The organism is Microbacterium sp. P5_B6 (assembly GCF_056400345.1).
Window position 1 is genome coordinate 13,417 of the sequence record NZ_JBFULL010000015.1, and the last position, 21,039, is coordinate 34,455.

Annotated in this window: 16 protein-coding genes; 7 read left to right on the forward strand and 9 right to left on the reverse strand. The window is 70.8% G+C overall.

Annotated features, from left to right (window positions below):
• Positions 1-234: 234 nt before the first annotated feature.
• Complete coding sequence (gene galK, locus AC1DP3_RS15755; RefSeq protein WP_477294895.1) at positions 235-1,422, reverse strand: galactokinase; 1,188 nt, start codon at positions 1,420-1,422, stop codon at positions 235-237.
• A complete protein-coding gene (gene galT, locus AC1DP3_RS15760; protein ID WP_477294962.1) occupies positions 1,419-2,594 on the reverse strand; it encodes a galactose-1-phosphate uridylyltransferase in 1,176 nt (391 codons plus the stop codon). The genes galK and galT overlap by 4 nt, the downstream gene beginning before the upstream one ends.
• Positions 2,595-2,692: 98 nt before the next feature.
• Between galT and AC1DP3_RS15765 the strand changes: the two genes are divergently transcribed.
• Positions 2,693-3,664: a LacI family DNA-binding transcriptional regulator gene (locus AC1DP3_RS15765; RefSeq protein ID WP_477294964.1), complete on the forward strand. Its 972-nt coding sequence runs from the start codon at positions 2,693-2,695 to the stop codon at positions 3,662-3,664.
• A 331-nt stretch (positions 3,665-3,995) separates the two neighbouring features.
• On the opposite strand, the gene galE is transcribed toward AC1DP3_RS15765, so the two are convergent.
• Entirely contained in the window at positions 3,996-4,976 is a 981-nt protein-coding gene (gene galE / locus AC1DP3_RS15770) for a UDP-glucose 4-epimerase GalE (RefSeq protein ID WP_477294897.1), read from the reverse strand.
• Between the two features lie 593 nt (positions 4,977-5,569).
• Here galE and AC1DP3_RS15775 point away from each other — a divergent pair.
• Complete coding sequence (locus AC1DP3_RS15775; protein ID WP_477294899.1) at positions 5,570-6,583, forward strand: LacI family DNA-binding transcriptional regulator; 1,014 nt, start codon at positions 5,570-5,572, stop codon at positions 6,581-6,583.
• Between the two features lie 111 nt (positions 6,584-6,694).
• Here AC1DP3_RS15775 and AC1DP3_RS15780 read toward each other — a convergent pair whose 3' ends face one another.
• From AC1DP3_RS15780 to AC1DP3_RS15805, 6 genes are all read right to left on the reverse strand, one after another.
• Positions 6,695-8,158 (reverse strand): aldehyde dehydrogenase (NADP(+)), encoded by a 1,464-nt coding sequence (locus AC1DP3_RS15780; RefSeq protein WP_477294901.1) that lies wholly within the window; start codon positions 8,156-8,158, stop codon positions 6,695-6,697.
• 32 nt (positions 8,159-8,190) lie between these two features.
• Positions 8,191-9,267 (reverse strand): mandelate racemase/muconate lactonizing enzyme family protein, encoded by a 1,077-nt coding sequence (locus AC1DP3_RS15785; RefSeq protein WP_477294903.1) that lies wholly within the window; start codon positions 9,265-9,267, stop codon positions 8,191-8,193.
• Positions 9,264-10,160: a 5-dehydro-4-deoxyglucarate dehydratase gene (locus AC1DP3_RS15790; protein ID WP_477294905.1), complete on the reverse strand. Its 897-nt coding sequence runs from the start codon at positions 10,158-10,160 to the stop codon at positions 9,264-9,266. Before AC1DP3_RS15790 ends, AC1DP3_RS15785 begins: the two co-directional genes overlap by 4 nt.
• Positions 10,157-11,080, reverse strand: coding sequence for an NAD-dependent epimerase/dehydratase family protein (locus AC1DP3_RS15795; protein ID WP_477294907.1), 924 nt, complete (start codon positions 11,078-11,080; stop codon positions 10,157-10,159). Before AC1DP3_RS15795 ends, AC1DP3_RS15790 begins: the two co-directional genes overlap by 4 nt.
• Positions 11,077-12,411, reverse strand: a complete 1,335-nt coding sequence (locus tag AC1DP3_RS15800; RefSeq protein WP_477294908.1) for a Gfo/Idh/MocA family protein — start codon at positions 12,409-12,411, stop codon at positions 11,077-11,079. The genes AC1DP3_RS15795 and AC1DP3_RS15800 overlap by 4 nt, the downstream gene beginning before the upstream one ends.
• Before the next feature lie 538 nt (positions 12,412-12,949).
• Complete coding sequence (locus tag AC1DP3_RS15805) at positions 12,950-13,951, reverse strand: LacI family DNA-binding transcriptional regulator (protein WP_477294910.1); 1,002 nt, start codon at positions 13,949-13,951, stop codon at positions 12,950-12,952.
• Between the two features lie 85 nt (positions 13,952-14,036).
• Between AC1DP3_RS15805 and AC1DP3_RS15810 the strand changes: the two genes are divergently transcribed.
• The 5 genes from AC1DP3_RS15810 to AC1DP3_RS15830 all read left to right on the forward strand — a co-directional run bounded on the left by AC1DP3_RS15810 (position 14,037) and on the right by AC1DP3_RS15830 (position 20,994).
• Positions 14,037-15,080 carry a M24 family metallopeptidase gene (locus AC1DP3_RS15810; RefSeq protein WP_477294912.1) on the forward strand — a complete coding sequence of 348 codons (1,044 nt, stop codon included), beginning with the start codon at positions 14,037-14,039 and terminating at the stop codon, positions 15,078-15,080.
• A 150-nt stretch (positions 15,081-15,230) separates the two neighbouring features.
• On the forward strand, positions 15,231-17,000 hold the full coding sequence (locus AC1DP3_RS15815) for an ABC transporter ATP-binding protein (protein ID WP_477294914.1): 1,770 nt from the start codon (positions 15,231-15,233) through the stop codon (positions 16,998-17,000).
• Between the two features lie 80 nt (positions 17,001-17,080).
• Positions 17,081-18,019: a DUF6807 domain-containing protein gene (locus AC1DP3_RS15820; RefSeq protein WP_477294916.1), complete on the forward strand. Its 939-nt coding sequence runs from the start codon at positions 17,081-17,083 to the stop codon at positions 18,017-18,019.
• Positions 18,016-19,110, forward strand: coding sequence for a Gfo/Idh/MocA family protein (locus AC1DP3_RS15825; protein ID WP_477294918.1), 1,095 nt, complete (start codon positions 18,016-18,018; stop codon positions 19,108-19,110). The genes AC1DP3_RS15820 and AC1DP3_RS15825 overlap by 4 nt, the downstream gene beginning before the upstream one ends.
• Positions 19,111-19,686: 576 nt before the next feature.
• Positions 19,687-20,994, forward strand: a complete 1,308-nt coding sequence (locus AC1DP3_RS15830; protein WP_477294920.1) for an ABC transporter substrate-binding protein — start codon at positions 19,687-19,689, stop codon at positions 20,992-20,994.
• Positions 20,995-21,039 lie beyond the last annotated feature (45 nt).

A 21,039-nucleotide genomic window follows, 5' to 3' on the forward strand; every position in this document is an offset into this window, starting at 1 on the left:
TCACGCGTTCATGAACACCGGATGCCGGGGCCCGGATGCCACCGCGCGATCCCGCCGCCCGCTGCCGGGCGTGTCCATACCATGAGCCTCCATCTGCCCGACGAGCACGTGGGGATCCCCCACGTGCTCGTCGGTCCAGTGGAGGCTCACCGCATGGGCCGCGTGCGTCGCGACCGCCGGGGGCTTCGCCGGGCCCGCACCCGCCCGCACCCGCACCCGCGGCCGCGCCCGGGCTCAGGCGTCGCGGCGGGCACCGTCCGACGGAGTGACGGTGAAGATGTGCGGAGCCCCGAAGCCGGAGGCCGCGAACGCGGCGGTGACAGCATCCGTCACCTGCTGCACGCGGTCGTGCGAGACCAGAGCGATGGCCGCCCCGCCGAAGCCGCCCCCGGTCATGCGGGCGCCCACGGCGCCCACGGCCAGCGACGTCTCGACGGCGGTGTCGAGTTCGGGGACCGAGATCTCGAAGTCGTCGCGCATCGAGACATGGGACGCGACGAGGAGATCGCCGATCGCCTCGGGGCCCTGCTCGCGGAGCGTCTGGACGGTGTCGAGCACGCGCTGGTTCTCGGTGACGATGTGACGCACCCGTCGGAAGGTGACGTCGTCGAGCAGCTCCTGAGCCTTCGGGAGGTCGTCCACGCTGAGATCGCGAAGAGCCGGCACGCCCATCGTCCGGGCGCCCAGCTCGCACGACGCGCGGCGCTCGCGGTAGCCGCCGGTGGAGTGCGAGTGCGTGACCTTCGTATCGATCACGAGCAGCTCGAGGCCGGCGCCGGCGAAGCCAAGATCGACGACCTGGGCCTCGAGGGATCGGCAGTCGAGGAAGATCGCCGCGTCGGGACGCCCGAGCATCGACGACATCTGGTCCATGATCCCGGTCGGCGCGCCGACGGCCTCGTTCTCGGCCGTGCGCCCCACCTTCGCGAGGGCGACGCGGTCGAGCCCGAGGCTCCAGGTCGCATCGAGCGCCGAAGCGACCGCCCCCTCGATGGCCGCGGAGGACGAGAGCCCGGCGCCGACGGGCACGTCTGAGGCGATCGCGAGGTCGACACCGGTGAGGGATGCCGCATCCGCCCCCGTCGCGCTGATCAGCGCCCAGGCGACGCCGAGCGGATACGTCGCCCACTCGGGAACGTCGTCACGGAGCGCCGGGAAGTCCAGCTCGCTCAGCGCGACCTCGGCCACCTCGTCGTCGAACGTCGAGGCGACGCGGATCCGCGCGTCGTCGCGCTCGCCGAGTGCGATGTACGTGCGGTGCTCGATGGCGAAGGGGAAGACGAACCCGTCGTTGTAGTCGGTGTGCTCGCCGATGAGGTTGACGCGGCCGGGGGCCGACCAGATTCCGGTGGGCTCGCTGCCGGTCAGCTCGGCGAAGAGGCGACGGGCTGCGGCATCCGGAGTCGATTCGGGGCTGTTCACAGCGATACTCCTTCTACGGCGTCGCGGAGGCGTGCGGCCGAGGTCTCGGGCGGGACGTCGCCGATCCAGGCGCCCATGGCAGCCTCGGACCCGGCGAGGAACTTGAGCTTGTCGGCGGCGCGACGGGGGCTGGTCAGCTCGAGGTGCAGCCGCACCGAGTCGCGCCCGGCGTGCACGGGGGCCTGATGCCAGGCGGCGATGTACGGAGTGGGCGAGTCGTAGACCGCGTCGACGCCTCGGAGGAGCCGCAGATAGAGAGGTGCGAGCTCGTCGCGCTCGGCATCCGTCGTCTCGGTGAAATCCGCCACGTGCCGGTGCGGCAGCAGGTGCACCTCGAGCGGCCAGCGCGCGGCGAACGGGACGAAGGCGGTCCAGTGCTCGCCCTGCAGGATCACGCGCTCTGAGCGGCGCTCGAACTCGAGGATGCGCTCGAACAGGTCGGGAGCGGTGCGATCGATCGTGTCGAGCAGGCGGGTCGTGCGGGGGGTGATGTACGGATACGCGTAGATCTGGCCGTGCGGGTGGGGAAGGGTCACGCCGATCGCCTCACCGCGATTCTCGAATGGGAACACCTGCTCGACGCCGGGGAGGCCCGAGAGCGCGGCGGTGCGGTCGGCCCAGGCCTCGATCACGGTGCGAGCCCGCGTCGCCGACAGCGTGCCGAACGAGCCGGACTGCTCAGGGCTGAAGCAGACGACCTCGCAGCGTCCGACGCTCGTGCGGGTGCGACCGAGCCCGAGGGCGTCGAGATCGTCGAGACCGCGCGGCGGGTCGACCGCAGCGGGTGCGGTCCCGTGGGCCTCGGCGAGGGCGGGGCCGAACGACGGCGACTTGTTCTCGAAGACGGCGACGTCGTAGAGCGACGGGATCTCGCTCGGATTGGTCGGCGTCTGGGGAGCGAGCGGGTCGAGCTCGGCGGGGGGCAGGAACGCGCGATTCTGCCGGGCGGCGGCGACCGAGATCCAGTCTCCCGTGAGGACGTCCAGCCGCATCGTCGCAGTCTCAGGTCGCGGATCGAGCGTGCGGGCGTCGATGGCACGCTCGTCGCCGAGCGAGGTTCCCGGGTCGTCGAAGTAGATGAGCTCGCGACCGTCCGCGAGGCGGGTAGGCCGCTTGACGACGCCGGCGCCGAGAGTGAGGGCGGGGGACGACTGCGTCCCATACTCAGGCATGTTCACGTCAACATGGTAGCCGACTCGCTATGTTAGCGTCAACATACCTGAGCAGTTTTCGCGGGACGAAGGGGACGCTGGTGGCACGACGGATTTCGATGGCCGATGTCGCGGCCCTGGCGGGCGTCTCAGGGCAGACGGTCTCCCGGGTCGTGAACGACAGCCCGCGCGTCGACCCGGCCACCCGGGCCAAGGTGGAATCCGCCATGGAGCGCCTCGGCTACCGCCCGCACCGGGCGGCGCGAGCGCTGCGCACCGGCCGCACCCAGACCATCGGGCTCGTCGCCTCCACCCTCGCGACGATCGGCAACTCCCGCATGCTGCAGGCTGTGGCCGACGCCGCCGCCGCGCGGGGCTATGCCCTCGTGGTCGTGACGCTCGGGGGAGGGTCCGATGTCGCCGCGGCCTTCGAGCGTCTGCGTGATCAGGGCGTCGACGGCGCGATCGTCCTGAATGAGGCGACGGACCTCGTGCGGGATGCCGCCACCCCGGTCGACGTCGCGCTCGTGGTGGTGGACGCCCCCCGCGACGAGCGGTTCGGGGTCGTCGTCACCGACCATGCCGGCGGAGCGCGCGTCGCGACGGAGCATCTGCTGTCGCTCGGGCACTCCACGGTCCACCACGTGCGCGGGCCGATCGGCTCGTTCGCCGCCGGCGAGCGCGAGCGGGGATGGCGCGAGGCGCTCGCCGCCGCCCGGCTCGAGGCGCCCGCAATTCTGCAGGGGGACTGGAGCGCGGCTGCCGGTCACGTCGCCGGCGTCGCCCTCGCCGCCGACCCCGGTGCCACAGCGGTCTTCTGCGCGAACGACCAGATGGCCCTCGGTGCGCTGCGGGCGTTCGCGGATGCTGGGCGGCCGGCCCCGGACGGCGTGAGCATCGTCGGGTTCGACGATGTCGCCGATGCCGCCGACTACCGCCCTCCGCTCACCACGGTCCGCCAGGACTTCGACCGGCTGGGGGCGCAGGCCGTCGCGCAGCTCGTCGAGCAGATGGATGCCGGCGAGCAGCGCTTCGAGACGGTGCCCACCGCGCTGGTCCTGCGCGAGAGCACGGGCCCGGCCCAGCACTGAGTGCCTCTGGCCTGAGGAGTTGAAGTCCTACCCCGCTCGCGGCATGTCCCACTTTCGCTCGCCTGGGCCTGCGGCATCCGGTCGAAATCGGGACATGGTTTGACTCCGGCGCGCCGTCGCAAGCTCACCGAGTTCTGCGTCCGCGGCATGTCCCACTTTCGCTCGCCCGGGGCTGCGGCATCCGGTCGAAATCGGGACATGGTTTGACTCCCGCCCGCCGGCGCAAGGTCACCGAGTTCTGCGTCCGCGGCAGGTCCCACTTTCGCTCGCCTGGGGCTGCGGCATCCGGTCGAAATCGGGACATTAACCAGGCGGCTGCCCCACGCTGACGTCAGACAGAGGCGGCGCGGCGCGCTTCCCAGCCGGTGCGGACCATCTCGTCGACCGAGTACCGGTTCGCCCAGTCGAGGTCGCGGGCGGCGAGCTCACCGGTGGCGACGATCCGGTCGGGGTCACCGGGGCGGCGGGGACCGATCTCGGGCGTGAAGTCGATGCCCGTCACGCGGGCCATCGCGTCCATGATCTGCCTGACAGACAGCCCGTTCTTCGAGCCGAGGTTGTATGCGGCCTCCACGGGCTCGCCGGCCGCGAGGCGCTGCGCCGCCACGACGTGAGCGGCGGCGATGTCGGCGACGTGCACATAGTCGCGCACGTTGGTGCCGTCCTCGGTGTCGTAGTCGTCGCCGTTGATGCGTGGCGTCCGGCCCTCGAGGAGCGCCTCGAACACGAGCGGGAAGAGGTTGTGCGGGCTCGTGTCGTAGACGGCCGGGTCGCCGGAGCCGACCACGTTGAAGTACCGCAGCGACGTGTGCCGGAGCGGATGCTGCGACTCGGCCGTCGCGGTCGCCTGGTCGCGCAGCAGCCACTCGCCGATGAGCTTGGACTCGCCGTAGGGCGACGCGGGCCGCTTGGGGAGGTCCTCCGTCACGAGCGGAACATCGGGTGTGCCGTAGACGGCAGCGGACGACGAGAAGACGATGTGCGCGACATCCGCCGCCTGCATCGCCTCGAGCACGACGCGCGTGCCCTCGACGTTCTGCGCGTAGGTGTGCAGCGGGCGCTGCACCGAGACGCCGGCGTACTTGTAGCCGGCGACGTGGATGACGCCTTCGACGGCGTGGTCGCGAAGAGCCCGCTCCAATAAGTCGCGATCGAGGATCGTGCCGCGCACGAAGGGCACGCCCTCGGGCACGAAGCCCTCATGGCCGCTCGACAGATCGTCGATGACGACCGGGGAGAGGTTCGCCGCCGCGAGGGCGCGGACGACGTGAGCTCCGATATAGCCGGCACCGCCGGTGACAAGCCAAGACATGGCTCCATTGTGCCGGGTCGAGGTGGGGCGGCCGACCGGGAGCGCGGTGCGCAGTGGGTGAACCTGGCAGCGGAGATCGTCCTCGGCGCGCCGCGGCATCCGGAATCCGCTCGGCGTGTTGCGTGCGAGATCCGCTGCGGTGCACGCCAACACGCGAGCGGGCCGCCCGGGAGAACTCCCGGACGGCCCGCGGGCCAGAGCCGCGATCAGCGCACGGTCACCGTCACCGGCTTGGACTGCGTCGCACCGGCGGCGTTCGCGAACTCCGCGACATACGTGCACGCAAGCGATCGATAGAACGTTTCAGAATTTGTTGCGAGGCCTTGCGCCGTGACGAGGACCTGGGTTACCGTTCATGGGAAATCGCTTTCCCGTTCCTTTCCTGGAGTGTCTCGCACATGCGCTCACCAGGCCGCTTCCGGCCTCCGGAAGTCCTCGACCTCGCCGTCGGCATGTATACGGACCGCGCCGGCGGCGAGCCCCCTCCGGGCCGCGGCGGCGCCGTTCCCGCGGGTCCGAAATCCCTGGCCTGACCTGCGGTGAACCGGCGACCGGCTAGGGTGTAAAACGTTTCACAAGGACGAGGACGGCACATGGCGAGACGAGTGGGCATCAAGGATGTGGCGGCGCGCGCCGGCGTGTCGATGAGCTCGGTCTCGAACGCGCTGAATCGGCCGGAGCGGGTCGGCGACGACATCGTCGAACGCGTGCGCGCAGCTGTGGACGAACTCGGCTATGTGCCGCTCCAGGCCGCGCAGCAGCTGCGCATCGGGCGGAGCGGGCTGCTCGGCATGACGGTCATCAACATCACCAACCCCTTCTTCGCGGATCTCGTCAGCGGAGCCGAGGATGCAGCCGGCACCGGCGTGCGCGTGCTCGTCGGCAACAGCGACGATGACGAGGAGAAGGAGCGGGAGTACTTCCGGCTCTTCGAGCGCGTCCAGGTCGAAGGCGCGCTCGTCTCGCCGTTCGGCGAAGACGGCGAGCGGCTCGCGCGGCGGCTGGCACGCAGCATCCCCGTCGTCCTCGTCGATCGGGTGGATGATCAGGGCGTGCTCGATTCGGTGTCATTCGACGACGTGGCGGGGGGTCGCATGGCCGCCGAGCACCTCATCTCACTGGGACGCACCCGGCTCGCGTTCTTGGGGGCGCGCGAAGAGGTCCGGCAGGTGCGCGAGCGGCTCGAAGGCGTCCGCCAGGCCGTCGAGGACCATCCCGGCGTCAGCCTCGAGCTGATGTGGAGCCAGCGGACGACCCTCGATCGCGGCGTGTCGATGGGCGCCACGATCGCGGACCGTCCGGCGGCCCACCGTCCGGACGGGGTCGTGACAACCAATGATCATCTGGCCTGCGGCGTGGTGCACGGCCTGCTGCGCGGCGGGATGCGGGTGCCTGAGGACGTCGCGGTGGTCGGGTACGACGACATCGAGTTCGCCGCCGTCGCCGCCGTGCCGCTGACCTCGGTGCGCCAGCCGGCTCGCGAGATGGGCCGTGCCGCCGGACTTCGCCTCATGAAGCTCATCTCGGGCGAGGCGCAGGCGTCGGGTCATGCGATCCGGTTCGACCCTGAGCTCACCGTGCGCGCGTCCACCATCGGGTACAGCTGACCCGACGGCGGCGGCGGAAGGCGGGCCGCGGACGGCCGACGCCGACCCCGGCGCCCGCGCCCCGCGCCCCGCGCCCGACGCCCGACCGCCGACGGCCGGCCGCAATCGGCTCTACGGCGTCCGGAGGGCCCCGTTCCGGCGGTGCGGAAGTCGCGCGAGCGATGCGTCGCGCAGCACCTCGGGGAGCAGCGCTTCAGGCGCATCCTGGAAGACGAGCGGCCGGAGGAACCGGCGGATCGCCGTCGCGCCGACCGACGTGTGCAGCGACGTGGTGGCAGGCCACGGGCCCCCGTGCTGCTGCGACCACGTGACCGCGACGCCCGTGGGCCAGCCGGCGAACAGCACGCGTCCCGCTTTGAGCTGCAGCACCGACAGGATGTCGGCGACATCGTCGCCGGGCTGGGAGTGCAGCGTCGCCGTCAGGCTTCCGGGCACCGCCTCGAGCGCGCGCTGCAGATCGTCGGGCCCGTCATACCGCACGAGGAGCGTCACGGGTCCGAAGCACTCCTCCAGCAGCACGTCGGGCCGGTCGGCGACGGCCGAGGCATCCGTCGCGAGGACGACGGGCTCCGCAGCGGTGCCCGGCGCGGACTGCGAACCGGCGACGATCTCGACCGAGGAGTCGCCCACGAGCCGGTCGATCCCCTCGGGGAAGGCGGCCGTGATCCGATCGGTCAGCAGCGGGCCGCCAACGGCTCCGCCGAAATGCTCGGCGACCGCGGCCTCGAAACCGGCGCCCCGGGGAATGAAGACCACGCCCGGCTTCGTGCAGAACTGGCCGACGCCCATCGTGAACGAGCCGACGAGGCCCTTCGCCAGCTCGTCACCGCGCTCGGCCGCCGCGGCGGGCGTCACGACGACGGGGTTCACGCTTCCGAGCTCGCCGTAGAACGGGATGGGGTCGGGCCGGCCGCTCGCCAGGTCGAACAGGGCGCGGCCCCCGCCGAGCGATCCGGTGAAGCCTGCGGCCTGGACGACGGGATGCTGCACGAGGGCGTTGCCGGCATCCCTCCCCTCGATGAGCGCGAGCGAGCCGGCCGGAGCACCCGCCGCGTCGAGAGCAGCGGCGACGATCTCGGCGGTGCGGCGCGAGAGCTCGGGGTGCCCGGAGTGCGCCTTGACGATGACGGGGCAGCCGGCCGCGAGAGCGGACGCGGTGTCACCGCCCGCCACCGAGAACGCGAACGGGAAGTTCGACGCCGAGAACACCGCGACCGGTCCCACGGGAATCAGCAGGCGGCGGAGCTCCGGCCGCGGCGGCGTCGCCGAGGGGTCGGCGTCGTCGATGGTCAGCTCGAGGTAGGAGCCCTCCTCGACCACGCCCGCGAACAGGCGGAGCTGTCCGGTGGTGCGACCGACCTCGCCGCGCAGTCGCGCCGTTCCGAGTCGCGTCTCGCGGTCGGCGATCTCGACGAGCTCGTCCGCCGATGCCTCGAGGGCGTCAGCGGCCGCGCGCAGCCAGCTCGCGCGCTCCGCTGCGGTCGAGGCGCGCCAGACAGGCGCCGCGGCGGCTGCCGCGTGCGCGAACGCTTCGAGCTCGGCGTCGGTCGTCAGGTGAGCGGTGATAGTGGTCATGTGTCGATTCCCTCCAGGGAGATCAGTGAAAGTCAGCGGAAGCGGATGCCGAGCCCCAGGTGCGGGACGACCGTGAGCCGCCCGTCGGCGATGCGCACCGGGCTCTCGTCGGCGAGCGCGCCGAGGGCGCCGAAGCCGGCATCCTCGACGTCTTCCGCAAGCGGCGAGGTGACACCGGGAACGTCGGGGAGCGTCAGCGCGAGCTGTCCCGAGAGCTCGGGAAGCAGATGCGGATGGACCGGCACGCGACGCTCGGCGGCCAGCGCCGCGATGCGCCGGAACGGGGTGATGCCTCCCACCCGGACGATGTTCGGCTGGACCATGTGCGCGGCGCCCGCCTCGAGGAACTCCCGGAAGCGGTGCACGGTGTGCAGGTTCTCGCCGACGGCGATCGGTACCGGGATGCGGCGTGCCAGCTCGGTGTGCCCGGTGAGGTCGTCCGACCGCAGGGGCTCTTCGATCCACGCGAGGTCGAACGGCGCAAGGGCCTCGATCGACTGCACAGCGCGCTCGAGGTGCCACCGCTGGTTGGCGTCGATCATCAGGCCGCGCTCGGGTCCGAGGAGGTCGCGCACAGCGCGGACGCGCTCCACGTCTTCGGCGAGGTCCCGCTTCCCGACCTTGATCTTCACGGCGCTGAAACCGGCGGCGATCCAGCGCGAGACCTGGGCGAGCAGCTCATCGAGCGAATAGTGCAGGTTGACGCCGCTGCCGTATGCCGTCACGGCGTCGCGCTCGCGGCCGAGATGATCGGTGATCGCCGTGCCGGCCGCGCGGGCTGCGGCATCCCACAGCGGGAGATCGAGTCCTGCGATCCCGATCGTGGTGACCCCGCCGCCGCCGGCTTCGTGGACGTGCGCCCACACGTCGTCCCAGAGCTCCTCCGGGTCAGCGGTGCGACCGGCCGCGAACGGCGCGATGTCGTGGTTCAGGTGAGCGAGCACCGCTTCGGCGCCGATCTGGGGAGTCCACGAGAAGCCCCAGCCCTCTCCGCCGTCCGAGCGCACGACGTGTGTCGCGATCACGCCGACCGTCGTCACATCGGATGCCCACGGTCTCGTGAGCGGCACGCGCACGAGCCGGGCATCGAAAGCCTCGATCGTGCTCACACAAGCGCCCTTCCCGCGTCGAGGATACCGGCCAGTCGCTGCTCCTGCTCCGGAGTCGGATCGACGAGCGGCGGTCGCACTCCGCCGACGGGAAGGCCGCCCAGGCGCAGCCCCGCCTTGATGAGCGATACGCCGAACCCGGGCGTCTCGTCGCGCAGTCGCACGAGCGGCGCGTAGAAGCCGTCCAGCAGCGCAAGGCGCCGCTCCTCGTCGCCGTCGACATACGCCCGGTAGTAGGCGTTGGCGATCTCGGGCGCCATCGCGAAGGCGGCAGAAGAGTACAGCGGGATGCCGATGCCGCGGTAGGCGGCCTGAGTGAGTTCGGCGGTGAGGAGTCCGTTGAAGAACGCCAGGTCACGCCCTGTCTCGGCGACCGCGCGGACGGTCAGCTGGGCGGCGCCGATGTCGCCGACGCCGTCTTTGAAGCCGACCACCTTCGGGTTCGCGGCGAGCCTGCGCACCGTCTCGACCGAGTACTGGGCGTTGCCGCGGTGGTACACCACGACCGGGAGGGGCGATGCGTCGGCGATCGCCTCGACGTACGCGGCGAGCCCCGGCTGCGGTCCGCTCACCAGGTAGGGCGGCAGCACGAGCAGCGCGTCCGCTCCCGCGTCGGCGGCTGACCGGGCGACCTCGAGGGCGTGCCCGAGCGGGCCGCCGGCTCCGGCGACCACGGGTACTCGGCCGTCGACGGCCTCGACGGTGGCGCGCACCACGGTCTGCACCTCGGTCGCCGACAGGGCGTGGAACTCGCCGGTGCCGCACGCGGGGAAGACCCCACCCGGCGCGTGCTCGAGCGCACGGGCGAGGTGCTGCTCGAGGATGTCCGCGTCGATGCGGCCCTGCGGGTCGAAAGGGGTCACAGGGAAGAAGAGAATGCCGTCGAACTTCACGCCGCCGACTCCTTTCGTGTCTCGGCGAACTCCAGCTCGGAGCGCCAGTCGTGTCGTGGTCGCCAGCCGAGCAGGCGCTTCGCCTTCGCGTTCGAGAAGGCGGGTGAGGTGCCCGTGAGGACGGATGCCGCTTCCGCGGTCCCGGGATGGAACTGGGGGATGAGCTCGGCGAGGGGCTCGCGGGCGAGCGCGTCGTCGGCGCTCACGAAGAACACCTCGCCATTCGGAATGGCGGGGAGCGCGTCGAGCAGGGCTGCGGCGAAGGTCGCGACATCGCGCGCATCGACGTAGTTGAAGATCGCCGGGGCCGACAACGACGGGTCGTCGAGCCGATCGCGGACCGTGTGGCCCTGCTGCGTCGGTGCACCGGCCCACTCCTCCGGCGCGATGACGTAGCACGGCCGGAATGCCGCGAACCGGGTGGCATCGCCGGCCTGACGGGCGAGCATCGCGATCGACTGCTCGATGACCAGCTTCGACAGCGCGTAGGCGTTCCACGGCCGGGCCGGCGTCTCTTCGTCCAGTGGGAACCGCTCGGGAATCCAGCCGGTCGGAGCGCCGTAGCCGAGCACCGTCGGGCTCGAGGCGGCGATGACCTTCGGGATGCCCGCCGCCACCGCGCCCCCGAGCACCGAGATGGCGAGCCCGGTGTTCGTGCGCATGATGACGTCCTCGGGCGCGCTGAACGGGACGGCGATCGCCGCGAGGTGGATGAGGGCGTCACCCCGGGCCTCGGCGATGGCCCGGGCCGCGGCATCCGCGTCCGAGAGATCGACCGCGACCTGCTCGGCGCCGGCGAGCTCGGGAGCATCCGACAGGTCGCGGTCGAGTGACACGAGGTCATGACCGGCGTCGCCGAGCCCCCTGACGAGGCTGCGGCCCAGTCGCCCTGCCCCGCCGGTGACGATGATGCGGCTCATACGCGGGCTTTCTCCAGCAGCGGGATGCCGAGCTCGGCGACCTCGACCGGGAGCCCGGTCTCGAGCGACTTGTTGCCGGCGATGCCGACGGCGATCGACTGCACGCCGTCCCGCCAGTCCGCGGGGCGCCCCAGCGGGTCGTGGCCGGGGCCGACGAACACGTCCGACAGGAGCAGCGCGTCGCCGCCGCCGTGACCGCCCGCCTGCCCGTCGATGGGCACCTCGACGGGCAGCTCCCAGTGTCGCTGGAGGAGCAGCCGCTCACCCTCGGGGCGGAGCGATCCGGCCGTGCCGGCGTCGACCGCGCTCGGGTCGAGCACGGGGTGCAGGCCCTCGTCGGCGAGGACGGCGCCGCGCTCGACGACCTCGAGCTCGACCCGTCCTTCGGTGCCGTTGACCGCGACCCGGTAGCCCTCCCAGGGCGCGTGGGCGTTCAGCGAGTAGCTGAGGGTGGCGCCGTTGGCGTAGTCCACGACGAGCGCCAGGTTGTCCTCGATCGTGATGCCCTCGCTGAAGACGTCGCGATCGCGCAGGTAGCCGTCGTGCTGCTCGGCGTCGAGGTAGAGCGCCTTGAGGCGCTCGTCCGTGCGGAGGTCGAGCTCGAACGGGTCTGCGTTGTTGTGCGTGCCGCGCTCAGGACGGTCGCCGATGCCGCGGGCCGCCGCATTCTCGGCGCCGTAGAAGCGCAGGCCGCCCGACGCGAAGACGCGCCGCGGAGTCGAGCGGATCCACCAGTTCACGAGGTCGAAGTGGTGGCTCGCCTTGTGGATCAGCAGACCGCCGGAGTTGCTCTTCTCGCGGTGCCAGCGGCGGAAGTAGTCGGCGCCGTGCTTGGTGTCGAGCATCCACGAGAAGTCGATCGAGGTGACCTGCCCGATGAGGCCGTCCTGGATCACCTGGCGCAGCGCGCTGTTGCGGGGGGAGTACCGGTAGTTGAAGGTCAGCACGACCTCGCGGCCGGTGCGCTCCACGGCGTCCTCGATGGCGGCGGCGCTCGCCGCGTCGATCGTCAGCGGCTTCTCGACGACCACGTCGGCACCCGCCTCGAGGCCACGCACGATGAGCGGCGCGTGCTGGTCGTCCCGCGCGCAGATGACGACCCGATCGACTTTCTCGGCCACGATCATCTCCTCGAGCTGTTCAGGCGACCAGGTGGTCGGCGCCGGCAGCCCGCGTTCCTTCACGCGGTCGACGTAGAAGGCCGTCCGCACGGGGTTGGGCTCGCAGATCGCGACGAGCACCGCCCGGTCGGCGTACGTGCCCGTGATCGCATCGACGTACATGTGCGAGCGGTGTCCCGCCCCGACGACGGCGTACCGGCGCTGGCTCATCAATGGCTCCTTCGATGGGGAAGCGTTTTCAGGAAACGTTTTCTCAGGCTATCACGGGGCCGCGAACGTGTCACCGGGTTGCGTTGCGGTCCGCTCATCGGCGCCGGGGGGCGACACGGAAACTGCTCAGGCTCAATCCGCACTTCCCGGCCGTCTCGAGGCCGGAAGCGCCGGCTGGTCCTGAGTTGTTTCCGCGCGGCACCGCTCGCGGAGTCCCCATGGCATCTTCTCCCGATCAGCCGGACCCATGGCCTACCGGGGCGACACGGGAAACTGGTCAGGCTCAATCCGCACTTCCCGCCGGTCTCGAGCCCGGAAGCGCCGGCTGGTCCTGAGTTGTTTCCGCGCGGCACCGCTCGCGGAGTCCCCGCGGCATCTTCTCCGATCAGCCGGACCCTCGGCCTACCAGGGGCGACACGGAAACTGCTCAGGCTGATTCCGCGCTTCCCGCCCGTCTCGAGGCTGGAAGGGTCGGCTGGTCCTCAGTTCCTTCCGCGCGGCACCTCTCGAGACCGTGTCGACACCGGGCGAGACGGGTTCAGCCCGCTACCGGGCCGGTGCTCCCGCGCAGCACGACCTCGGCTGTGAGACGGACGGCTCCGGATGCCTCGCCCCCCGTCAGCGCCGCGTTCATCGCGCGCCAGGCCAGCGTGCCGAGCTCGGCCGCGGGCACCGAGGCGGTCGTCAGCGGGGGAGAGGTGTACCGCGCGAACGGGATGTCGTCGAAGCCCGTGATCGAGAGGTCGTGCGGCACGCGGACGCCGCGGTCGGAGAGGGCGGAGAGCAGCCCCATCGCCACGAGGTCGTTGAACGCCAGCACGCCGGTCGCCCCGGTCGCGAGGACCGCGTCGGCTGCGGCGGCGCCGCTGTCGAAGTCGACCCCCGAGTCGAGTCGGGAGAGCTCCACGTCCGGGTGCGCGGCGTGGAATTCGGCGAGAGCGTCGAGGCGGGCCGCGTTCGAGGCGCTGCCGGCGACGCCCGAAAGGTAGACGAGCCGCCGGTGACCGAGCGCGTGCAGATGGTCGGCCAGGCCCCGCAGCGCCGTGCCGTAGTCCGCCGCGATGCTCGGGGCGGCGTCGATCGAGCGGTTCACCAGCACGACCGGCCCGACGAGCGGCAGCAGCGTGGCGAGCTCGTCGTCGGGCATGCGAGGCGCGCAGAGGATGAGCCCGTCCGTCCGCCGCCGGGTCTCGACGGCCAGCAGCCGCTCCTCGGCGACCTGCTCGGCGGAGTCGGCGATGAGCACGTGGTAGCCGTCGGCCGCCGCGGCTCGACTGAGGCCGCGGAGCACCGCCTGGAAGGTCGGGTTGCCGAGATCGGGCACCACCACCGCGACCGTCTGGGTGCGTCCGAGCACCAGGCTCCGCGCGAGCGGACTCGCCGCGTAGCCGAGCTCGAGCGCCGAAGTCCGCACCCGTTCGGCGAGCACCGGGTCGACCGTCGGGTTGTCGTTCATCACCCGCGAGACGGTGGCGAGCGACACCCCGGCGTGCTTGGCGACCTCGGTGATCGTCGCCGGCTTCCCGTTCGAACGCGCCACGGCACCCCCTTGAGTGAACCGGCGATCCGCCGCTGCGGATCCTTGGCCATACTAGCGAGAAAGCGTTCTATGAGAGGGTGAGCGGATGCCGGGATCTGAAGCCGATCGCACCGAGAAGCGGGCGCGACTCAACGCCGTGCGTGAGGCTGCGCGGGCCGACGCGCTCCTTCTGACCTCGCACGAGGCCGTCTCCTGGTACCTCGAGGGCATCCGTTCGCACGTGTCGCTCGCCGGTCCGCCGGTCGCCGCAGTCCGCGCCGACCGTGACGGCGACACGCTCTTCGTGGCCGACAACGAGGCCGACCGGCTCCTCGCGGAGGAGCTGCTGCCGAGCGACGCCGATCGACTCGTGCGGGTCCCCTGGCTCACCCCACCGGCCGAGGCCGCTGCGGCAGCGGCCGAGGCGGTTGCCGAGGCATCCGTCGCTCCGGCCCTTCGCGCGGCCCGCGCGAGCCTGCTGCCCGCGGAACGCGACCGCTACCGGGCGCTGGGTCGCGACGCGGCGGAGGTGCTGACGGATGCCGCTTCCGACGCCCGCCCCGAGCAGAGCGAGCGCGCGATCGCCGCTGAGCTCGCGCACCGCCTCGTCGCGCGGGGCATCGACCCGCTGGTGATCCTCGTCGCGGGGCAGTCGCGGCTCGCTCATCGCCACCCTCTGCCGACGGATGCTGCGCTCGGCCGCCGAGCGATGCTCGTCGTCTGCGGGCGCCGGCACGGACTCATCGCCAACGTCACGCGCTGGGTCGGGGCATCCGATCCGGGCGAAGAGGCAATCCTGCGTGTCGAGGAGGCCTTCTTCGACGCCACGCGGCCGGGGTCCCATCTGGACGAGGTCTTCGGTGCCGGCACCCGCGCCTACGCAGGGCACGGCTTCGGCCCCGATGAATGGCGCCGCCACCACCAGGGCGGCCCGACGGGGTACGCAGGCCGCGACCCTCGGGCGACTCCCTCAACCGACGACCTCGTCCACGAGCACCACGCCTTCGCCTGGAACCCGAGCGCTCCCGGCGTCAAGGTCGAAGACACGGTGCTCGCCTCGAGCGCCGGGATCGAGGTGCTCACCGTCGATCCGCGGTGGCCGACCGTGCGCGTCGGCGCACTCGACCGCCCCGTCACCCGGCCGTACTGAGTGACTGTCACCGCGGCACTCGTGAGACGTTCCTTCCCTTCCCCGTCGAGTAGCCAACACACCCCAACCACCTCGCGTCGCATCGGCGTGTCTTGACCACTCGACCGGAATTCCGACCTCTCGAAGCACAGCGCTGGGTACCATGTAATGATGCGGCAGAAAGCGCTTACCCGAGCAACGGACGTCATCGACGGCGAGCATCCCACACGGTCGGTCCTGCGGCTGCTGCTGCGTCGCCCCGGGCGCATGACCGTGGCGGTGCTCGCGTTCGCGCTCAAGGAGATCCCACTGTGGTTCCTGCCGGTGGTGACGGCCGCGATCATCGACATCGTCGCCGACGGAGGTGAGGTGTCGGCCGTTCTCGGCTGGCTCGCCGTGGCCGTGGTGCTCCTGGTGCAGAACTACCCCAACCACATCCTCTACACCCGCAGCTTCATGACCGTGGTGCGCGACACCGGCGCCGACCTGCGCAACGCCCTCGCCGCCCGACTGCAGAGCCTGTCGATCGGGTACCACACGCGGGTCAGCGCCTCGCTTGTGCAGAGCAAAGTCGTCCGCGACGTCGAGAACGTCGAGCTCATGCTCCAGCAGGTGACCCACCCGCTCCTCTCGTCGTTCATGGTGCTGATCGGCGCGGTCGCGATGACCGCCATCGCTGTGCCCGCGTTCCTTCCGGTGTACGCGCTCGCCGTCCCCATCGCCATCGGCCTGCGCGCCAGCCTCCGGCGGCGCACCGAGGCGCGCAACGCCGTGTTCCGTCGGGAGATGGAGGGCCTCGCGGCGCGTGTGGGCGAGATGGCCTCGCTCATCCCGGTGACGCGTGCCCACGGCCTCGAGCACACCGCGGTCACGCGGGTGGCGTCGGGCGCCGACGGCGTCCGCAAGGCGGGCCTCCACCTCGACATGCTCAACGGGCACGTCGCCTCGATCTCGTGGGTCACGATGCAGCTGCTGGGGGTGGGATGCCTCGTCCTCGCCGCCCTCTTCTCGCTGACGGGGTTCCTCCCCATCACGCCCGGCCAGGTGGTGCTCCTCTCCACCTACTTCGCGCTGCTCACCCAGGGCCTCACCCAGCTGCTCATGCTCATCCCCGTCGGGGCTCGCGGCATCGAGTCGGTCCGCTCGATGGCCGAGGTGCTGCAGGAGCCCGACCTCGAGCACAACGAGGGCAAGCTCCCCGTCGACCGCGTCGCTGGACACATCACCCTCGAGCGGGTGACGCACCGGTATCCGGATGCCGAGGCCGACGCCCTGCGCGACCTCGACCTCGACATCTCTCCGGGAGAGACTGTCGCCTTCGTCGGATCGTCCGGCTCGGGCAAGTCGACGCTCCTCAACCTGGTGCTCGGCTTCGTCCGGCCGACCGGCGGAAGGATCCTCCTCGACGGCGCCGACATGCAGCAGCTCGACCTGCGCACCGTCCGCCGCTCGGTGTCGGTCGTGCCGCAGGAGTCCGTGCTGTTCGAGGGGACGATCCGCGACAACGTCGCCTACGGGCTGCCGGCCGCCTCCGACGATGTGGTGCGAGAGGCTCTGCGCGCGGCGAACGCGCTCGAGTTCGTCGATGCTCAGTCCGGCGGATGGGACACGGTCGTGGGCGAGCGGGGCGCGCGGCTCTCCGGTGGGCAGCGCCAGCGACTCGCCATCGCCCGCGCGCTCGTGCGCGATCCGCGCATCCTGCTGCTCGACGAGGCGACCAGCGCACTCGACCCGGAGTCCGAGGAGCTCGTGAAGGACGCCCTCGGCCGGCTCATGAAGGGACGCACGACCCTCGTGGTCGCGCACCGACTGTCGACCATCCGGGAGGCCGATCGCATCGTCGTGCTCGAGGAGGGCCGGATCGTCGAGCAGGGCTCGCACGACGAGCTGCTGCGGCAGAACGGGCGCTACGCCACGCTGCACACCGCCCAGGTCGGCTGATCTGCAGACGACAGCGCTTGGATAGCGCTTTCCCACATGAGGCTCTACGATGAAGAAGCCCCTCTCGACCCGGAGACCCCATGCATTTCGAGCCCGGCGACCCCGGCCGCCTCGTCCTTCGGGACGCCGATACGGTCCTGGCCGAATACGCGTATGAGCCCGGCGAGCCGCAGCTCGAGTCGCCGCGGCCCTATCTGCTGCTGCGCACCCGCGGCGGCCAGGACGTCACTGCCTACCGGCCGGACGACCACGTCTGGCACAAGGGTCTCTCCCTCGCGCTGCCGGTCGTCGGGCGGCACAACTTCTGGGGCGGTCCCACGTATGTCCGCGGCGAGGGCTACGTGCAGCTCCCGAACAACGGCGCCCAGGTCCACACGTCCTTCGCGGCATCCGACACTCCGGTCGCCGAAGCGGCCGGAAGCGTGGCACGCTTCGACGAGCGCCTCGACTGGGTCTCGCAGCAGGGCGACCCCGTGCTCCGCGAAGCCCGCACCATCACCGCTCGCCTGCTCTCGGACGACGCCTGGGCGCTCACGTGGCGGAGTGCGCTTCGCAATGAATCGACGGATGCTGTCGCCTTCGGCTCGCCCACGACCAAAGGCCGCGACAACGCCGGGTACGCGGGCCTCTTCTGGCGCGGTCCCGCCGAGTTCGCCGGCGGCGCGATCCTCGGGCCGGAGGGCCAGGTGGGGGATGCCGCCCGCGGGCGGCCGGGACCGTGGCTCGCGTTCGTCGCTCCCGACGAGTCCGCCGGCGTCCTCGTGCTCGACGCGAGCGAAGCCGAGAACCCGTGGTTCGCGCGCAGCGACGAGTACGCGGGACTGAACCCCGCGCCGTTCTTCTCCGACGAAAAGGTCCTCGCTCCCGGCGAGACCCTCGTCCTCGCCGCCGCGTTCGTGATCGGTGGATCCGACGTCGCGAGGTTCGCCCCCACGAGCGGCGCGAACCTCGTCGCCGAGCTGCGCGCCCAGCCGTTGCCCGCTCACGAGCACACCCCCGAGACGGAGTCGCACCGATGACCGACATCCTGCGCTGCGCCATCGTCGGGACGGGCGCCATCGCGCACTCCCACGCTCGTTCCATCGAAGCCAGCACCCAGGCGCACCTCATCGCGGTCACCGACCTCTCCCGTCCGGCCGCGGAGCGCTTCGCGGCGCAGTGGGGCGGCCCGACCGTGCACGACACGCTGGGCGACCTGCTCGCGGCGGAGCATCCCGACGTCGTGCACATCTGCACTCCGCCCGGCGCGCACCGCGACCAGACCCTCGCGGCGTTCGCAGCAGGGGCGCACGTCATCGTCGAGAAGCCGCCGGCGCCGTCCCTGGACGAGCTCGACGAGATGCGCGCCGCCGCCGAAGCCGCGGACAGGCAGCTGGCGGTCGTCTTCCAGCAGCGGACCGGCACGGCGGCGGCCCATGTTCGCCGGCTGCTGCAGGAGGGCGCGTTCGGACGTCCGCTTCTCGCGGTCTGCCAGACGCTCTGGTACCGCGATGAGGCCTACTTCGCCGTCCCGTGGCGCGGCAAGTGGGAGACCGAGGGCGGCGGCACCACCCTGGGCCACGGCATCCATCAGCTGGATCTCCTGGCGTTCCTGCTGGGGGACTGGGAGAGCGTTCAGGGACGACTCTGGCGGCTCGACCGTGAGACGCAGACCGAGGATGCCTCGACGGCGACGATCGTGTTCGCGAACGGCGTCGTGGCACAGGTGGTGACCAGCGCCGTGTCTCCACGGGAGACGAGCTCGATCCGCATCGATACCCAGAAGGCCACGATCACGGTGGACCACCTGTACGGCCACGGCCACGAGAACTGGTCCATCACACCCGTCGCGGGCTGCGAGGACGAAGCCGCCGGGTGGGCATTGCCCGAGAAGGAGGAGCGCAGCGACCACGCCCCCCTCCTGCGCGATGTGTTCGAGTCGCTGCTGACGCACGCTCCGCTTCCGGCGACCGCCGATGCGCCGGCGCGCTCGTTCGAGATCGTGGCGGCCATCTACGCGTCGGCCGCCGCGGACGGTGCCCGCGTCACGCCATCGGACCTGGCTGTGCATCCCACCCATCGGGCGGGGTTCGCGAGCCCGGTGACCGACAAGCGCGATCTTCGCGGCTGAGAGCGCCGAGGCCCGCCCCGTATCCGTCGATAGTGCGCTCTGTCGCTCAGTGAGCGGCTTGTTCGCGTGAACAACGTGCACGCTCGGCGATAGCGCGCTCTGTCGCCCATTCCCTTACGACCCGCTTTCGTCGGACTCGCGAACCCATGAGTTGCTACCGAAACCATGCGGAACAACTCATGGGTTCGGAGCTGGTTCATGGGTTCGCGAGTCCCCGGGCAGAGGGAGGGTTCGCGAGTCCCCGGGCAGAGGGAGGGTTCGCGAGTCCCCGGGCAGAGGGAGGGTTGGCGAGTCCCCGGGCAGAGGGAGAGTGCGCTCTGTCGCCCAATGAGCGGCTTGTTCGCGTGAACAACGTGCTCGCTCGTCGATAGTGCGCTCTGTCAACGGGCTTGTCGCGAAGGGGCCGTAATTGAATCGTGTCATTTAGTCGTTCTCGGCCCTTGTGAAACGTTTTTTGGCGTGCTAGCTTTCTGGCAAGCGCTTTCCCAGCACCGACGGACTGCGCCAGACACCGCACACGGACAACGGATCGTCCCGCCGAGCAGGATGAACAGGGACGTTCAAGAGAGGACAAGGATGTTCAGCAAGAAGCGGACACTCGCCGGAATCGCACTCGCGACCGGCGCCGCCCTGACCCTGGCCGGCTGCGCCGGCGGCGGAGCCGGCGGTACGGGAGACGCCGCGCCGACGTTCAACCCCGACGAGGAGGTCACGCTCAACATGTCCTTCTGGGGCAATGACGTGCGCGCGGACCTGTACAACAAGGTGATCGGGGAGTTCGAGAAGAAGTACCCGAACATCACGGTCAACTCGTCATTCCTCGCGTTCCCGGAGTACTGGGAGAAGCGTCAGACCGAGGCGGCCGGCGGCGGTCTTCCCGACGTCATGCAGTTCGACTACTCGTACCTGCGGCAGTACTCGCAGAACGGTCTGCTGCTCGACCTCGACCCCTACCTCGGCAACATCATCGACACGGAGCCCCTGGCTGACAACATCCTCAGCATCGGCGTGGTCGACGATACGACCACCGCAATCCCGACCTCGACCAACGCGTGGGGCATGTACACCAACCCGAAGCTGCTCGAGCAGGCGGGCGTGGATGATTTCGCGGGCGGCTCGTGGAGCGACTACAGCGACTGGATGAAGGAGGTCACGGATGCCTCGGGCGGCGCCTTCTACGGCGGCACGGACTACACCGGCCGCATCCAGAACTTCGAACTGCAGCTGCGCGCCGAGGGCAAGGACCTGTTCAGTGAAGAGGGCAAGCCCGGCTTCGACAAGGCGCGCCTGAAGAAGTTCTGGGAGTCGGGTGCGTCGAACCGCGAGGACGCCGTCGTCATCCCGCAGCAGCGCCTCGAGGAGGTCTCTCCCAAGAGCGGGTTCGACACCGCCCAGACGGCGAGTGAGCTGACCTGGGACAACTTCGGTTCGGGCTACCTCGGCAACCTGGGCGCCGACTACCCGGAGCTGGGTCTCCTCGCCCCGCCCGTCACGAAGGACGGCGCGAAGGACCTCTACCTCAAGCCGTCGATGCTGGAGGCGATCTCGGCGAAGACGAAGCACCCCGAGGCAGCTGCCACACTTGTGGACTTCCTGATCAACTCACCCGAGTCGGGAGAGATCTTCGGCACCAACCGTGGTCTGCCGGCCTCTGAGACGGCGCTGGCTGCGGCCGAGCTCGACCCGCTGAGCCAGCAGATCGCCGACTACGAGGCATCCATCAAGGACCGCCTCGGCGATGCCCCGCCCGTGCCGATCGTCGGTTACGGCACCCTTGAGAACAAGTTCCTGGAGCTTGGAAAAGAGCTCAACTTCGGGACCGTCACGGTCGACGACGCTGTGGACCAGTTCTTCAGTGAGATGGATGTCGTCCTCAACCAGTAGGGCCTCCAGGGGCCCGGGCGCCATCGCCCGGGCCCCTCGGACACC

What these genes read in the sequence shown, in the direction of transcription:
- galT (WP_477294962.1), bottom strand. Translation starts at nt 2,594, where the DNA reads ATGCCTGAGTATGGGACGCAGTCGTCCCCCGCCCTCACTCTCGGCGCC.
- AC1DP3_RS15765 (WP_477294964.1), top strand. Translation starts at nt 2,693, where the DNA reads ATGGCCGATGTCGCGGCCCTGGCGGGCGTCTCAGGGCAGACGGTCTCC.
- galE (WP_477294897.1), bottom strand. Translation starts at nt 4,976, where the DNA reads ATGTCTTGGCTTGTCACCGGCGGTGCCGGCTATATCGGAGCTCACGTC.
- AC1DP3_RS15775 (WP_477294899.1), top strand. Translation starts at nt 5,570, where the DNA reads ATGGCGAGACGAGTGGGCATCAAGGATGTGGCGGCGCGCGCCGGCGTG.
- AC1DP3_RS15780 (WP_477294901.1), bottom strand. Translation starts at nt 8,158, where the DNA reads ATGACCACTATCACCGCTCACCTGACGACCGACGCCGAGCTCGAAGCG.
- AC1DP3_RS15795 (WP_477294907.1), bottom strand. Translation starts at nt 11,080, where the DNA reads ATGAGCCGCATCATCGTCACCGGCGGGGCAGGGCGACTGGGCCGCAGC.
- AC1DP3_RS15800 (WP_477294908.1), bottom strand. Translation starts at nt 12,411, where the DNA reads ATGAGCCAGCGCCGGTACGCCGTCGTCGGGGCGGGACACCGCTCGCAC.
- AC1DP3_RS15810 (WP_477294912.1), top strand. Translation starts at nt 14,037, where the DNA reads ATGCCGGGATCTGAAGCCGATCGCACCGAGAAGCGGGCGCGACTCAAC.
- AC1DP3_RS15815 (WP_477294914.1), top strand. Translation starts at nt 15,231, where the DNA reads ATGCGGCAGAAAGCGCTTACCCGAGCAACGGACGTCATCGACGGCGAG.
- AC1DP3_RS15820 (WP_477294916.1), top strand. Translation starts at nt 17,081, where the DNA reads ATGCATTTCGAGCCCGGCGACCCCGGCCGCCTCGTCCTTCGGGACGCC.
- AC1DP3_RS15825 (WP_477294918.1), top strand. Translation starts at nt 18,016, where the DNA reads ATGACCGACATCCTGCGCTGCGCCATCGTCGGGACGGGCGCCATCGCG.
- AC1DP3_RS15830 (WP_477294920.1), top strand. Translation starts at nt 19,687, where the DNA reads ATGTTCAGCAAGAAGCGGACACTCGCCGGAATCGCACTCGCGACCGGC.